This window comes from Buttiauxella noackiae (genome assembly GCF_000737905.1).
In the GTDB taxonomy this organism is placed as follows: domain Bacteria; phylum Pseudomonadota; class Gammaproteobacteria; order Enterobacterales; family Enterobacteriaceae; genus Buttiauxella; species Buttiauxella noackiae.
On sequence record NZ_JPRU01000001.1, the window covers coordinates 612,734 to 628,752 of the forward strand.

The following is a 16,019-nucleotide window of genomic DNA, read 5'->3' on the forward strand; positions in this document are numbered from 1 at the left end:
CCTTAGGCGCTGTGGTGACGGGTAAGCCAGGCCTTCCAGCCGCCCCACTCGGTGATATCCGTGGCATCAGAGAGTGCTACGGGTTCGCAGATAAACCCTTTAACGCTCCGGCCATCTTCCAGCGTCAATGTGCCGATCCCAAGCGGGGCCGGGATTTCTGCCACAAACTCACCAAAGCGCGCCAGCGGGATGTCCCACAGTTCAACAACAATCGGCTGCCCTTTGGAACTGCGTGCAAGCCCCGGTTTCGGCGGCTGAGTATTTGCAAGTGCGTAGAGGCGGTAATTGGCGGCAGTAAAGGATTCTTCGATAAATACCGCATTGCGGGTGGTGAGCTGGTGGTTAAGCGGCATACCGCGCAGATGTGCGCCAACGACCGCAACACGAACGTGGTTTGTAGACGTTTTTGCGGCGTTGCTCGCAGGAAGACATTTATCGGTAGCCCCCAGTGGTAAGTTCAGCGCCTGCTGCCAGCTTTCCCCAAAATGACTCAGTGCCTGGTCATGCCATGCAGGGGCGATAAGTGTTATCCCGGCGGGGATTCCGTCTGTGCGGAAATCACCCGGCAGAGCTAAAGCACAAAGGTCGGCAAGGTTAGTGAAGTTGGTATAAGTGCCAAACTGCGAGTTGTATCGCACCGGCTCTTGCGCCATTTCGGCAAGGGTATGAATGGTCGGTGAGGTTGGCACCACCAGTGCGTCAAACTCGCTCAGCTGCGCATTGATTTGCTGTGCCAGTTCGGCGCGGGTGTATTCCGCCTGCCAGGCATCACAAGCCGTGTAATTGAGGCCATTTGCCACAATACCGCGCACTGTCGGGTCCATCGCTTCAGGCTGGTTTTTGAAGATTTCACCTACGGCAACGGTGCGTTCTGCCACCCACGCGCCGTAATACAGCTGTTCGGCAAGTTGGTTAAATGCGCTGAAATCAATCGGCACCAGTTCTGCGCCCTGCTGTTGCAGTCGGGTCAATGTTTTCATGAAGGCCGCTTCACTCACACTGTCGCCAAAAAATTCCAACGAATCAGGAATGGCAAATCGCATTTTTTCGCTAAAACGTGCAGGAGCCGTTTGTGGGTTCTTTCGGGAGTACGGATCTTGTGGATCGTAGCCACCCGCAACAGCGGCAACGATTTGTGCATCTTCAACGGTTAACGCAAACACCGAAACACAGTCATTCAGCCGACATGCAGGGACAACGCCTGCGGTGGAAATCCAGCCTTTGGTCGGTTTCAAGCCAACAATGTTGTTAAACCCGGCCGGGACGCGCCCGGAACCTGCGGTGTCGGTACCCAGAGAGAAACACACCAGGCCGCGAGCCACCACGGAGGCGGAACCAGAACTTGAGCCACCGCTGACATATTCTGGGTTAAAAGTATTTTTCACCGCGCCAAACGGTGAGCGTGTGCCGACAAGCCCGGTCGCAAACTGGTCGAGGTTTGTTTTGCCTACCACAATTGCTCCCGCCGCTTTCAGGCGAGCAATCACCGTCGCATCTTTTTCTGGTGTGTAGGTAAAAGCTGGACATGCGGCGCTGGTGGGCATTCCGGCGACATCGATATTATCTTTCGCCGCAAAAGGAACGCCTAATAGAGGAAAATCGAGTGCTTGTTTTTCACCAGAATTAATCGCATGAAAAATTGTGGTTAATTGCCCATAGATTTCATCATGCGTCGCAATATATATCCAGGCGTTATCATCACGGGATAAATCTGCATCTAATTGCTGATATGCCGCTACAAGTTGTTGCGGATGCTGGTGATAACTGGCTACCCATTCAGACAAAGTCGCTACTGACATAAACTGGAATCCCATCTGGTATACAAGATGGAATAAATAAAGCATTTAGCGTGCCAAAGTTTTAATTATCATTATATTCAGATAATTAGATTCTTTCAGAGATGGAGTAAGATATTTCTCCGCACTCTTTTAGAGCGTGTAATAAAATTATTTGTTCAGGACGGTGCAAATATTATCCGTCATAATATTTACTTATATTCTGATATACCCAAAATAATTCGAGCTGGGGAAAGACGATAAGGCGGGAAATTCCCGCCCAGGATTAAATAATTGTGCCGCCTTTCGTTAAATCTTCACGGCGTTGTTCTGCTTCTGCTTTGTGGTGATGCCCTTTCTGCGCAATGGCGACGCGCAAGCGCTGTTGTTGCGCATAACGTTCCTCACGGCTTAATTCTGCATCGTCGCTCAACGCGATCAGCAGTTCGTTCATATGTTCGATCACATTTTCAGCAATCGCTGCGTCTACTCGGGCAATAACATCTTCTAAATGCGCCATCTTTTTCTCCTTACAATTCGTACCGACACCCTAGCGTTTTTAGGTCAGGAATCAATGATTTTATGGCTGGTATTAACCGGGGAGTACTGCCGCTGTTCACCATTCACTCATAGCATTGGCAAAATGCATCTAAAGCTTTGGCTAACGCTGAAGGATTTTCCCATGACATCGAATGCCCACAAGCGGGCAATACTACAGTCGAAATATTCATGGTTCGGATTTGCTCGAAATCGCTGTCAGGTAACGACCTTTCGCCAAATATGAGCGCCTTCGGTTTGTTTAGCTCAGCAAATGCGCCAATCCAGTCATTTCCGTTTATCAGGCTTTCAGCGCCTCGCCAGACGGCCCAGGGCGCCGCAACAGATAAACTCCCCGCCCATGGCCCACTTTCATCGCTAACCATTGAATGGTGAATTGTTGAGACATAATCCGCTTCACTGTTGCTACAAATCTGTTGGCTAAAGAACCCGCCACCAGGGTGAAAATTGGGTTCCGATACCACCAGCCCGCACAAACTCTCGCCGAGCAATTGCGCCGCCTCGATACTGATGCTTCCCCCCATACTGTGGCCATAGATAAAAAACTTCTCTAATTTCAAATGAGAGATAAGCTCGGCAACCACCTGCGCCTGTTCGGTTATCGAATAGCGATAATCCTTTGGTTTTTCACTGTATCCGTAACCAGGAAGATCGATAAGAATCGCCCTTCTTCCGGAAAAATTTTTATCGGTAACCACGCGTGGGTATTCATAAGAAGCCGCACATCCAAGGCCATGAACAAACACCAGTGGTGTTCCCGTTCCGGGCAGATCCATCCAGCGAACGCGGCAATGTGCTATAGAGGAGATAAACGATTCCACAGCATTAATCCTCAGAAAGAGTATCGGGTGTTGAGCCCAATATTTTATTCATATTGATACCGGTGACACCAAAACCATTAGATTCATAGACCTGTCTGGCTTTGCGATTATCAGCAGCCACCCGAAGTTTGATCTGCTTATAGCCTTCCTGAATTAGCCGCCCTTCCAGGCATTTCATCGCCTCACTCCCCAGTCCCAAGCCACGAAACTTTGGAAAGAGATAAAAGTCATTGATGTAAATAGATTTTAGTTGCGCGTCCGGCTTATACCATAGATAGCCAATATGCTGCTCTTCACCCTGGCGGGTTTGTGTTATGCATAACACAACCTGACCGGCACTTTTTTCACCGTCAGGGAAACTTGACTCTGTCTCACGGCGGGCCTGTAACAAAGCATCCGCTGGCGAAAGTCGATAATTACTGGCTATCTCATTTGCATAATCCGCAATGAAATATTCAACAAAAGCCAAAAACTCATGGCTTAACATAGGCCTGAACATTACCATTTTTCATCCTTGTTTATGTAGCTGCCGAGTCCAGAATATGGCGCTTCCCAACTCGGGAAGCGTCAGTCGAGATTAATTCAATTTTGCTTTCGAGAAATCGCTGCCGTTTGTGCTTACGGTATAACCGGTCACATTGCTGCGTGTCGCATAGAAAGTTTTACCGTTTGCCAGTGGGATCCATGGGGCTTGTTGGTAGAACACTTCTTGCGCCTGCTCGTAGAGTTTGGCACGTGCAGCTGGATCGCTTATCAGTTTCGCTTTCTGCGTAAATGCATCGTACTGTTTGTCACACCAGCGCGCGGCGTTAGAGCCACTTTTAATACTGCCGCAACCAAGCAGAGTGTCTGCAAAGTTATCCGGGTCGCCGTTATCGCTCATCCAACCAAACAACGCAGATGAGTGCTCGCCTTTACGCATGCCAGAAAGGTATTCGCCCCATTCAAAGGTGACGATTTTCGCGTTCACACCGACTTTAGCCCAGTCATGCTGAATCATCTCAGCAATACGGCGCGAGTTCGGGTTGTATGGGCGTTGCACTGGCATCGACCACAAATCGGTATCAAAACCTTTCTCTAACCCCGCCTGCTTCAACAACGCTTTTGCTTTTTCAGGGTCGTACGAGCGATCTTTGAGATCTTTATCAAAACCCAGCATGCCCGGTGGGATCGGTGATTTTGCAATCGTGCCTGACCCCATAAACACCGCATTGATGATGGCTTGTTTATCCACGGCGTAGTTCAACGCCTGGCGTACCAGAACATTATCAAAAGGTTTTTTGGTGGTGTTAAACGCCAGATAACCGACATTCAGGCCATCTACCGTGTGCAAAGTCAGGTCCTTGTCGGCTTTAATGGCGTCAAACTGCACCGGAGCCGGGGCTGGAATTATCTGGCATTCGTTCTTCTGCAATTTCGCCATACGCGTCTGGACGTTTGGCGTAATGGAGAAGATCAAATGTTTGGTCGGCACTTCACCGTTCCAGTAGTTTGGGTTCGCCACATAGCGAATCAACGAATCTACTTTATATTCCTGTAGCGCATACGGCCCTGTACCGATTGGCGCAGTATCCACCTTTTCAGGGGTGCCCGCTTTTAGCATCGCATCCGCGTATTCTGCTGAAAGAATGGAAGCGAAATCCATACCCCAGTCTGCGAGGAATGCCGCATTGGGTTCACTCAGGGTGAACTGAACATGGTTATCATCGATCTTTTTAACTTCGGTTATCAGCTTATCAAGCCCAACATCATTGAAGTATTCGTAAGTCGCCTGCGACACGTTGTGGTACGGGTTTTTCGGGTCTTTCTGGCGCATGACTGAGAAAACAACATCATCAGCATTGAAATCGCGGGTCGGCTTAAACTCTTTATTGCTATTGAATTTCACGCCTTTACGCAGGGTAAAGGTATACGTTTTACCATCCGGGCTGATTTCCCACGCGGTAGCCAGTGACGGAACCGGTAAGTTGTCGCTTGGGCGAAATTCAACCAGACGGTTATAGAGTGTCTGTGAACTGGCAACAAACGTAGGGCCGGAGCTGGCAATTTGTGGGTTAAAGGATTCTGGTGAGGCCTCGGAGCAATAAACTAACGTGTTATTTGCTGCAGCAAATGCAGCCGTGGCGGGTAAGATGCTGCTGAGCAACAGTGCGAGAAGTGTTTTCCCTGTCGACATAGTTTTGCCTTTTGTATGCTTGCCAAATGAAAAGTGAACTTATAATTTTGAGCGTCAATAACACCATAGCTCTTATATTCTGACAAATAACAAAAGGCTCTCAGGTTATTCAATAATAGTGATATTCGTGCATTTTTACGCCAGACGCAGCACAATATCCCATCATTTTCATTTAGGGGGGCTACGCCGGAACCGCCGAAATTCCGATCCATTTCTTTTAGTGATCTTTCGGCATCTCAATGACTCCATTAGCAATGCCCTGAGCCACCCTTTCCATCCATTTTGCAAAGCGAAAATATCCAGGGCATGCAGGCAAATGCAGTCCATCTAGATTTTTGAAGCGCTGTCCATCATCCGTTTAAAGACCTCCTTAGTTGTCAGGCACAGCAGCGATCGTTCCATGAATCACGATAAATAATATTACCTTCCGTATACTTCCAGGTGATCGCCTCATAACGCAATTCGAGCGTTTCAAGGTGAGTGCTACTCATACCGTTAGGAGCCAGATATGGCGCAACTGTTGTGAACTTGACGTTTTCCAGAATAATATTGAAATATTCGGCCTCGATGCCGGATTCCAGAATACGGTACATCTTGATTGTCGCCTTTTTCATAGTTCGGCCTTCGCAGACAGCGCGGTACAGGAGTGGTGTTGTCTGATCAAATTCTTTCACTATCGTGATCGGGCTATGAACGCGCGTTCCTGTAAGCTTGCCCCAACTGGGATCTACTGGAATGGTTACACCGTGCGAAAATGATTTTAATTCGATGGAACCCAAACGCAGTGGCATTAAACAACTGCCAACAACCGGCTCTCCATTTTCATCTTCAAGCCATAAATGAGCGGGAGTAGACATGTAATTTCCTTATCAGTGATGATTTAAATAACTGTGATATTAATGCTGTCACCATTTACAGTAACGCGTGAAAATAACAATCATAACTATGGCGAATACGCCTATAGGCCAGACTGGGCTATCAGGGAAAAAATATCCCTGGAGCAATGCGAAAATAATCGTAAAAATTACAGCTCCATACAGCGATGATAAAAACCTGAGCTGCCACAGTAAAAATTTCTTTAGTGATCGAATCATGGTTATCTGATCATCCAGGTTATGATATTTGCTATACATGAATCAGACGACGATTGCGCTTCAAGTGCGCCCGCGCGCTCGAATACTGGTTCTATCAGGAAATACATCATTTCCAGTTGATGCATGTAAAGTGCAGAGTAATAAGCTGGATATTGGACATGTAGACGACGAGCACTCTCCGCTGCTTTCTGAACCAGGCCATACGTGGCCACAACCCCGGCAGCCGTACCCGCTGCACGTCCCGTAAGGGCACTGAGTTGCATACTAAGATTTAATCCGATACGGACGCTGGTAGCGACCGCTAAAGCGTACCCCGCACCGCTAAGGGTGCTTGCCGCGATATGAACATTTACGGCCATAAGCGCTTTTTTAATATGCTCTAATTGGGCATTCGTTTTGTATTTGAATATTTCTTCAAAGTAAACCCGAAGCATTTCATAGACAACGTCGCCATGCTGAATAATTCGAATAACAGCATTCCTGAAGCGTAGATCCTCCGTCTTTTGCTGCTGGCAAACATCATTATATTCATCGGTAAAACAGGACGTGTAATACAGCAGGCGGGTAGCACCCTTTCCTAAGGTTTCAACTTGATTTGTAACCTGCTGACCGACGGCAGAAACTGCATGATCGAGTTTTAATGCGAGAATCCTGTTAGCTTGTAGGTAACTGATGACTTCATTGTTGGTATACATAGCCACTCCATGCTAATTTTCATTAAATCCATTTTTTTATTATTTCCCCTCGGGAAAGCGTCCGGTAAACAGTTGGACGAGAAACGGAAAACAATTTAGCCAAATCGCTATCCATCACTCCCCGAACCGCGTTGAATATTATCACCAGTTGCGTGCCGTAGTCGCCAATATCAGCGGTAAGAAAGAGTTAACCGGGAAAAATGATATTGAAACGGACATCAGCAATCAGTGCTGGAGGTTAATCTCCAACACGATAATTTATTACATCACGTTTACTGAAACGACCGGAAGCCGAAGATAACGACAGGGGCATTAAGGCTCTGACCCGAATATCGTCGGTAGCATGGCAGCACATTTTGCTGAACGGACAATATACATTCCAGGGCAGCGATGAAATTATTGACCAGGATACGCTGGTTACTGCACTGAAACTGGGATAACGAAATTCGGCGGTTCAGCGTAGAACCCCATTTACAATGACGCAACAAACCGTTGTAGGATGGCACGCGAAAATGGCGTGTCACTCACTGCTGCTAATAACGCATCACGGTCTTTGCCTTTCATCGCCACTCTTTCACTGCGGCTGGTAATGATTTTATTCATCACCGACGCACTAAATTCCGGGTGGAATTGCACCGAAAGCGCTGTAGATGAATAGCGGATAATCTGGTGTGGATCGTGACTGGATGCAGCAAGCACCACGGCACCAGACGGTAGCGTGAGCACACTTTGCTCATGACTTAAAAACGTATCAAAGGCGTTTGGCAACCCTTCGAGTAACGGGTCATAAAGAGCGGCATCATTCAAGGTAACGGTAATTTGCCCCACTTCGCTGCCTTGCGGATGGTAATCCACCGCACCGCCTAGCGCGTAGGCCATCAGTTGATGCCCATAACAGACACCTAATACCGGAACCCCTGCGCTGATAATCTCGCGCAACCAGTTAGCCGTACGCTCACTCCACTCTTCACAGTCGGTGACCATCGCCCATGAACCAGAAATCACCGCGCCGCTAAACGTACCTGCTGGTGGCAATGGCTCACCTTCAAACGGGCATACAACTTTAATTGGGCCAACATCACCTAACGCGGCTTTAAACCAGTCGGGTTGTTCGCCAACGGCTGCACGAATATCAATGGGAGGATGGCCCATTTGAACCAGTAATAAAGGTAGTGTTTCTGACATTGATCGAACGCCTTTTTGGTTTTGGGATGACTTTAATCAGTAGCACAAAACCTGCGAACGCCCCAAAGACTTAAGTGCAATCCGCCGATAATTAGAAAAAAGACCCGTCTCTTCCGCCGTTTAGTTGCGCAAAGTTTCAGTAAAGTGGAAAGCGTGAAGATGGCTCATGCGGAGCCGAAAACAGCAGGATTGATGACGTGGCAAAAACATTATTACGCAGCGGATGCTTAGATGATTTCCTTTCGCTCGGGGAAAACGGGCAGACGGTATTCGACTCAGCGCTACAAATTCGCGAAACACTCCGTTTACGCAAACAGCAAGCGGTGGTCGATAGCCTGGCGATACCTCAACCAAACGATGAAGGCGATCGTGTTGACTGGTACGCCCCCTTTGAAGGCAGCGTTGTTAGTTGGGCTGCGGCCAGTGATGAACAACGCAAAAAAGCGCTGCGCTACCTCGATAACTGCCAGGCCAACGTCGCCTCGCTGATTCAGCGTTGCCAACAGGCGGAAAAAACCTCCATCCAGCTTTTTGGCTCGTTACTCGCCAATACAATGCAGTTTCCGGGTAGCCAACATATTTATCTGGTGGACGGTAAACCGGTCATCACCTTTTGGGGCTTTGTGGCGCTAAATAGCAGTGCTCGTCCTGATCCACTGGATTGCTTGCGCATGACTGAAGAACACGAGCCGGTTATTGAATTCCTGCCAGAACCGCCAACTGCTGCTGTAGTGGTGTTAAGCGAACCCGATGAACCGCTTTACTCCGTGGCAGCACTCACGCCTGCGGTACCTCAAATTGACGAACCATTGGTATCAGTACCGGAGCCTGAGGTTACGCGTGAAACACCCATCGCGAAAAAACCGAAACGCTGGTTGCTCCCTGTTGCAGCCGCCATCATCGCCTGCATCGCCGCCCCGCTCTCTTATTATCTGGTATCGGCGCCACATGCCGAACCTTTAGCTCAGAAACCAGCGGAAGTTAAACCTCAGACCATCGCTCCAGCAGTCATTCAGGCAGAACCCGTGGCCCATGTTTCTACTTTGCCTGTCGCTCAAGCTGCAGTCGTTGAACCACCAGCACCGGAACCAGAAGCTGCTGCCGTTGCAACAACTCCAGCCGCTGAGATACCTAAAGGCGCGCTTGTTTTACCGGCTGATTCGCTAAAAATTGGCTCGACTAAATTCCTCAACGGCAACTGGCGTGTGGCCATCAACGTTAAAGATTCCATCACTGGCAAACCGCCTACGCTGCGTTATCAAATTGCCAACAACAAAGGCAATGTCCGGCTGGTGCATGGCGACAATATCGTCTGCAAAGCAGAAGTGTTCTCAGGGCTGATGCAGTCCGGTACGTTGATGATCAAAACCCGTGGCAACGCACGTTGTAGCGATGGCTCACGCTACCCGCTGCCGGAAATATCCTGCAAACCAGGCGAGAACGATGTCGCTCAGTGCAGTGGGCGCTACGAGGAGGACACTGTGGTTCCTGTGACATTTAAAAAAGTGGGTGATTAATCAATGTTTGCCACTCTGTACCCTTACAAGTCGAGCGTGACGCTCATTAAAGACAGCGGCATTCAGTTCCTGGATTTCGGCCTTGCTCCACAGCCTAATGCTCCGCATACCGGGCGCTTTGTGCGTAAAACGGCGAACGGCCCGCTGTTACGCCTGGATTACGATGTCGTGCCAGGAAAGTTTACTCTGCCAGGCACACAGGGTTCGGCTCCTGAGGTCGTGAAACCAGAAAGCACTATTACACTTGGCCATTCCCTAAAACTGCTGGATAAAACGTGGCTGCCGCTGCCGTTCCTGCGTTTTAACCCGCCACGTACTTTTGTTGGCGGCCCGGATAACTGGGCACGCGTGCAGATTCGTTGCCTTGAAACACCTGATTCAGCTGGTAACACCGTACGCATTACTATCGCACTGGATACAAAAATCCTGGCCGATGATAACCCTGCGGCCCATTTGGCTCCCACGCAAAATGATGTCCGTAACGGAGCCCGTTTTGCCCTTGCGTGGCACAACGAAGAAATTAACGATTTTATCGATCAAACATGGGTCGATGGCTGGCTGCGTGAAGTGTTCACGCAATTTGCCACACGCCAAGAATCCAGAACAGAGCGTGAAATTAGCAACTCGCTGAAAACCTTCGAGTACCAGGCGCACTATCTCAATATTATCGAAATGCTTGGCTCGCAGCTTTGCGTGCCAGAAGTGAAAATCGTCACTGCCACTCTGCAGGCCCCCGCGATCCCTGTCGATCTGGTGCTGGATGTTGGCAATACCCACACCTGCGGCGTGTTGATTGAAGACCACGCTGAAGCTAACGACGGCCTGCGCCAGACCGCCGAGTTGCAGATTCGCTCGCTCAGCGAACCGCAAACCATCAATGACGCGATGTTTACCAGCCGCCTCGAATTCTCTGAAGCCAAATTTGGCAAACAGCATTTCTCAGTAGAAAGTGGCCGTGATGATGCGTTTGTCTGGCCGTCGATTGCCCGCGTTGGCGATGAAGCTCGCAGCATGGCTTCTGCCCGTTTGGGGACCGATGGCGCAAGTGGTATCTCCAGCCCGCGCCGTTATCTATGGGATGAAACTCCGGCCACCCAGGATTGGCGTTTTAGCCAAATGGGGGTGAAAACTCAGCGTGAACCGCTGGCAACCGCTTATCCCTTAATGAACCTGATGAATGACGACGGGCAACCGCTCTACTCATTACCTTTAGAAGAACGCCTGCCGGTGTTTTCGCCACAGTACAGCCGCAGTTCGTTAATGACGCTGATGCTCTGCGAACTGCTGGCTCAGGCGCTGATGCAGATTAACAGCGTCGGTTCGCGTCAGAGTATGGGGCATCTCAATGCACCACGTCAGTTACGCCATCTGATTCTGACACTGCCTTCGGCAATGCCAAAGCAGGAGCGTGAGATCTTCCGCCAGCGGATGCAAGAAGCAGTAGGTCTGGTGTGGAAAGCGATGGAATGGCACCCGACAGACGATGGTTTCACCAGCGATCGTGATTTCCAGAAAAGTGTTGTCCCGGTACCTGATGTGCAGATGGAATGGGACGAAGCCACCTGCGGGCAACTGGTGTGGCTCTATAATGAAGCGCTGGTCAACTATGCCGGGCAAACAGGTAACTTCTTTAAAAGCCTCGCACGCCCTGACCGCGAATTAGCCGCCGATGAACTGCCGGGCAAAACGCTGCGCGTCGCATCCATTGATATCGGTGGGGGCACTACCGATATGGCTATCACCCAGTATCATCTTGATGATGGTGTTGGCAGCAATGTGAAAATTGCTCCGCGTCTCCTGTTCCGCGAAGGTTTTAAAGTCGCCGGTGATGACATTTTGCTGGATGTTATCCAGCGCTGTGTGCTCCCCGCATTACAGGCGCAAATTCACCAGGCCGGAGTGGTGGATACCACCGGTCTGATGACCACGTTGTTTGGCGAGTCCGGGCGCATGGATACACGAGGCACGCTGCGCCAGCAAACCGCGCTGCAACTGTTTATCCCTCTTGGGCACGCAGTGCTCTCTTATTGGGAAAACAGCGATCCCGACGATCGCCACGCAACACTCGAAGCGACATTTGGCGAACTGTTAGCCCAACGCCCAACAGACAACGTGATTAATTATGTTCAGCAGGCCGTGCAGCACGCGCTGCCTGCCGATGCCCCGGCATTTGATCTGTTCAGTGTGCCATTACATGTTGAACTGGCATCGTTACAAGAGGCGTTACTTGCAGGGCAATTCACTCTGACCGCCCCGCTTCAGGCGCTGTGTGAAGTGATAAGCCACTATTGTTGCGATGTGCTGCTGGTCACCGGGCGTCCGGCCTGCTTACCAGGCGTGCAGGCATTATTGCGTTACCAACAACCGGTACCCGTGAACCGCATCGTCTGGTTAGATAACTATCAGACTCATGAATGGTATCCATTTAGCCAACAAGGCCGTATTGGCAACCCGAAATCAACCGCCGCTGTTGGTGCCATGCTGTGCAGCCTGGCGATGGACTTGCGCTTGCCTGGCTTTAACTTCAAAGCCTCTGACATTCAGGCGTATTCCACAGTGCGTTATCTGGGCATGCTCGATGGCAATAACACCCTGGTGGATAAAAACGTCTGGTATCGCGATATAGATCTTGACGATCCGAAATCCACGCTAGATACGCGTCTGCATTTCCCGCTACGCGGCAATGCCTGTCTCGGTTTCCGCCAGCTTGACGATGCTCGCTGGCCTGCCACACCGCTGTATACACTGGCGATTAACTCACCTCAGTTGGCAAAAGAGATAGCCGGTGAAGGGGTGCTAAATGTGCGCCTGCAACAAACACGCGAAGCCGATGCTTTTGTGCTGGCAGAAGCCTGGTTGCAGGATGGCAGTAAAGTGCCACTTAACCAGCTCAGTTTTAAATTGAATACTCTGGCAGGAAGCTATAGCGGAGCCAGCCATTACTGGATTGACAGCGGGAGCGTGTATCAAAAATGAATCCAAAAACCTCAACGCTGCACCCTTTAGTGAACTGGGTACAACAGACTCGCCAGAGTGTGCCACTGGTGGAAAATGAAGCCGATGGACTGCTGCATAAACTGGCAATATTCGAACAGCGCCAGCATCAGCTAGACCTCCAGGCGGAGCAACCACTAACCATTGGCTTATATGGCCACTCGGTCGCAGGCAAGCATCATCTATTGACCACGCTATTGGGCGATAATCATCAACGTATCGAGATTATGCTCGGCGGAAAAGTGCTGGATTATCTGACGCACATTAACCCAGGACATGCGCCGGGCATTGCCGTGCGTTTTACTCGCCGCGAACTGCCGGTGGTGGAACATTATCCGTTGCTCATCACGCTGTGCAGCACCAGTACGCTTGCGCAACGTATGATTCGCCAGTACCACTCTACCAGGGCTACCCGTTTTGCGCAGCCTGAGGTGATCGCATTAAAGCTCAAAGAGTTACAGTCTCGCCGCCAGGCACAACCGATGCCGGGGCTGACGCAACTGCAATTTTCTGATATTGCACAAACTTATCAGCAAGTGGTACGCCGCCAACATCATTTGGATAACACACTGTGGCAGCAAATGGCCGAGCTTCTGCCGTGGTTAAGCTGCACCGATCAAGCCACGTTGCTGGCACCACTCTGGGGTGATAACGCCACCATTACCGCTCACTGGCAACATCTCGCACAGACGTTGAATCATTTAGGTTATGCCCACCAGGTTTTAGCTCCCGCCAGTTTGCTGGTGGATACATTCTTGCTTCCGGTAGAAGGCTTCTTGATCCCCACCACGCCTGATGAACCAGAAATGAGTGCAGACGTATTGGTTTGCCCTTTGCTCAACCAACAAGCCGGGACACAGACCAGCCTTGCGCAGCAGGATTTACAGCAGTTGAGCGCTGAAATCACGCTTTCCCTTAACTACCAGCCGCGCCTGGCGCAGGTTGACGTGGTCGATATTCCCCTCGCACAACTTGATGATTACGCACAATATCTACAGCCCGATAAATTAGTGGTCTGCAATGCGGCAGCCGAGCGTCGGGAAGTGAATGCAGCGGGTAAAATGCTGGCGCGTTGGGTCGATAAAACCCAGGCCGGTAATGCCACAACACCGGGTCTGATTTGGGCGATTACCCCGCGCGATGCCCGTTTTAGCGGCGCTAACCTGGATGAAGGTGTGCAACGTGTTATAGGTCTGCCGGGTAAACGTTGGGGAACGCTACAAGCACTGGATAGCCGTAATATGCACCGATTGCTGGAGTGGCTGGCCGACGCGCTGGTTCCTGCACAGCGTAGACTGCGTATTGAAATGTTGCAGGCCGCGCTAAATACAGAAATCAACGCCCTGTTCACGCATATTATTGAAGACGAAGACCTCACACCTGTACGCGCGCGTTCTCAGGCTGAAGGTTTAGTGCGCGTACTGCAATCCCACGCGGCTCTTCATGGCGAACTACTGGCAAGCCTGCTGCCAGAACGCCACGTGTTACAACAACGCTGGGTAAGCCACCAGCAATTACGTCGCCAGCAGCCAGCTGGTTTCAATCTGGATATCGATCTGTTCGCAGAAGTAGACAGCAGCGAAACACTAACGCGCAGCCCCGACAGCTTTGCAGACGCCGTACATCTGTTATGGATTAATCATCTGCGTCAGTTGGCAACGCGCCGCGAAGTCGCCCATCTGTCCGGGCTGGATAACACCCAACTACAGGCACTTTGCCAGTTGTTGATTGTCGCCAGTTATCGCCTGAAATTACCTGAACAGCTGGAGTCGGCATTACGCCACGGTGATGGCAGCATGGCGCAGGAAATCACCTGTTTAACCGCCGTATTGGGCGATTTTGTTAGCTGGTTGGGTTATGCCCATGTTGACCCAGCTTTGCGTCCGGCAAGTCGGGTGAATAAAGGCTCACCCGTGTTTGCACCACAAAAACAGGCGACCGCCAGCACCCGCCTGGTGCGTTTAGGTGAGCAACCTACATGTGGTAACACGCTCTATGTCTATGACTGGCTGGTGGCGCTCTATACCCGCGCGGTGGAAAACATCGGTTATCGCCATCCGTTGGATGTGAGTGAGCAACAGCGCCAGCAGCTACGGACATTATTAGTTTAGGGTGATAAAAGCGGTAGATATTGCTGCCGCTAATCCGACATATTCACTCAAAGCCCGAAAGTCTGACCATCACCCTGCCAGCCGGTAGTTTTTAGAAATTGCTCCCACGTCAGCGCGTGCGGGTTAATCTGCCGGCTCCATAGCAGATCGCGATCCGGGCGGTAATAACCCTGTTCAATGGCATATTCGGCCATCCCGATCACTTCTTCCACTAACCCACCCATTTGCGCAAATGCCGGGAAATGGTTCAGCAATTCCTCACGTGTTACCGCTGAGCTATACACCGCCTTTTTGCCCGTTACACGGTTAAAGGTTTCGATCATCTCAGCAGGGGTGAGCATTTCGCCAATCACCGGTAAAGTGCAGCCAGCGTATTTGTCCTGGTTATTAAAAATCTCCAGCACCGCCGGGCCTGTTGCCGTCAACGGGTCGACAAAAGGAGCGCGAAAATTCTCAGGCAAATAGATCGGGAAAATTAGCGTGTCATCGGCCTTACGCGGTTGGTAGTACTCAAGCAAGTTGGTATAGAAAAACGCCATCATAATAAATGAACTGGTGATAGGCAGCGTGCGGATGTACTCATCTACCCGGCCTTTATCGGTAAAGTGCGGCACCCATTTTTTACCTTCGGTAATTTGCCCGACGTTTTCCAGGCTGCTAAAAACAAGATGCTTCACACCCGCTTCAACTGCGGCATCGGCAATTTCTTTGCCTAGTGCTGTTTCATGCGTCTGGGCGTTTACCGCGTCGGGAGTGATCCCAGGCGTCATCATAAACACGCCATACGCTCCTCGAAAAGCCTGAATAAACTCATCTTTGTGCCCCAAATCCAGCGGCACGTTGATTAACTCGGCCCCCAAACGGGCAAGCTCCTGCGCTTGCGGTGATTTTACCTGGCGGGTTAATGCCCGCACCTGATAGCGCTGGCTTTCCAGCAGAGAGCGCGCCACGCTGCGCCCTTGTTTACTGAGTGCACCCACTACTGTGATGATGGGTTTGTTGTTCGATACCATGATTTTCTCCTGACTATTCTGGACTGGCTTGAATTATCAGGACAACTAAGGGATAACTGAAATCGATTGTTTTATATTGA

The 16,019-nt window shown here is 50.4% G+C and carries 12 protein-coding genes and 1 pseudogene; 4 read left to right on the forward strand and 9 right to left on the reverse strand.

The genetic code is table 11. The features are described from left to right. Positions 1 to 2 precede the first annotated feature (2 nt). The 7 genes from atzF to IX31_RS02785 form a co-directional block, all read right to left on the reverse strand. Positions 3 to 1,799, reverse strand: a complete 1,797-nt coding sequence (gene atzF, locus IX31_RS02750; RefSeq protein WP_034455631.1) for an allophanate hydrolase — start codon at positions 1,797 to 1,799, stop codon at positions 3 to 5. A 262-nt stretch (positions 1,800 to 2,061) separates the two neighbouring features. Continuing rightward, positions 2,062 to 2,295, reverse strand: coding sequence for a DUF2526 family protein (locus IX31_RS02755; protein WP_034455632.1), 234 nt, complete (start codon positions 2,293 to 2,295; stop codon positions 2,062 to 2,064). A 103-nt stretch (positions 2,296 to 2,398) separates the two neighbouring features. After that, positions 2,399 to 3,154 (reverse strand): alpha/beta fold hydrolase, encoded by a 756-nt coding sequence (locus IX31_RS02760; protein ID WP_034455633.1) that lies wholly within the window; start codon positions 3,152 to 3,154, stop codon positions 2,399 to 2,401. Between the two features lie 4 nt (positions 3,155 to 3,158). Next, a complete protein-coding gene (locus IX31_RS02765; RefSeq protein WP_034455634.1) occupies positions 3,159 to 3,659 on the reverse strand; it encodes a GNAT family N-acetyltransferase in 501 nt (166 codons plus the stop codon). Between the two features lie 72 nt (positions 3,660 to 3,731). Next, positions 3,732 to 5,330 carry an ABC transporter substrate-binding protein gene (locus tag IX31_RS02770; protein WP_034455636.1) on the reverse strand — a complete coding sequence of 533 codons (1,599 nt, stop codon included), beginning with the start codon at positions 5,328 to 5,330 and terminating at the stop codon, positions 3,732 to 3,734. Positions 5,331 to 5,707: 377 nt separating this feature from the next. After that, positions 5,708 to 6,187, reverse strand: a complete 480-nt coding sequence (locus tag IX31_RS02775; protein ID WP_034455637.1) for an Hcp family type VI secretion system effector — start codon at positions 6,185 to 6,187, stop codon at positions 5,708 to 5,710. A gap of 239 nt (positions 6,188 to 6,426) precedes the next feature. Next, positions 6,427 to 7,119, reverse strand: coding sequence for a hypothetical protein (locus IX31_RS02785; protein WP_034455639.1), 693 nt, complete (start codon positions 7,117 to 7,119; stop codon positions 6,427 to 6,429). A 109-nt stretch (positions 7,120 to 7,228) separates the two neighbouring features. On the opposite strand from IX31_RS02785, the pseudogene IX31_RS23730 reads away from it, so the two are divergent. Continuing rightward, positions 7,229 to 7,559 (forward strand): annotated as a pseudogene (locus IX31_RS23730) (Tn3 family transposase); the annotation flags it as partial. Between the two features lie 31 nt (positions 7,560 to 7,590). Here the strand turns inward: IX31_RS23730 and IX31_RS02795 are convergent. Next, the gene (locus IX31_RS02795; protein WP_034455640.1) at positions 7,591 to 8,304 is read right to left on the reverse strand and encodes a glutamine amidotransferase; all 714 of its coding nucleotides are present in this window, start codon (positions 8,302 to 8,304) and stop codon (positions 7,591 to 7,593) included. A 197-nt stretch (positions 8,305 to 8,501) separates the two neighbouring features. Between IX31_RS02795 and IX31_RS02800 the strand changes: the two genes are divergently transcribed. The 3 genes from IX31_RS02800 to IX31_RS02810 are packed head-to-tail and all read left to right on the forward strand — an operon-like array spanning position 8,502 to position 14,926. Continuing rightward, positions 8,502 to 9,821: an SrfA family protein gene (locus IX31_RS02800; protein ID WP_034455641.1), complete on the forward strand. Its 1,320-nt coding sequence runs from the start codon at positions 8,502 to 8,504 to the stop codon at positions 9,819 to 9,821. A gap of 3 nt (positions 9,822 to 9,824) precedes the next feature. Next, positions 9,825 to 12,797 carry a virulence factor SrfB gene (locus IX31_RS02805; RefSeq protein ID WP_034455642.1) on the forward strand — a complete coding sequence of 991 codons (2,973 nt, stop codon included), beginning with the start codon at positions 9,825 to 9,827 and terminating at the stop codon, positions 12,795 to 12,797. Next, entirely contained in the window at positions 12,794 to 14,926 is a 2,133-nt protein-coding gene (locus IX31_RS02810) for a virulence factor SrfC family protein (RefSeq protein WP_034455643.1), read from the forward strand. The genes IX31_RS02805 and IX31_RS02810 overlap by 4 nt, the downstream gene beginning before the upstream one ends. A 47-nt stretch (positions 14,927 to 14,973) precedes the next feature. Here the strand turns inward: IX31_RS02810 and IX31_RS02815 are convergent, their stop codons facing one another. After that, complete coding sequence (locus IX31_RS02815; RefSeq protein WP_034455644.1) at positions 14,974 to 15,939, reverse strand: NmrA/HSCARG family protein; 966 nt, start codon at positions 15,937 to 15,939, stop codon at positions 14,974 to 14,976. Between the last annotated feature and the right edge of the window lie 80 nt (positions 15,940 to 16,019).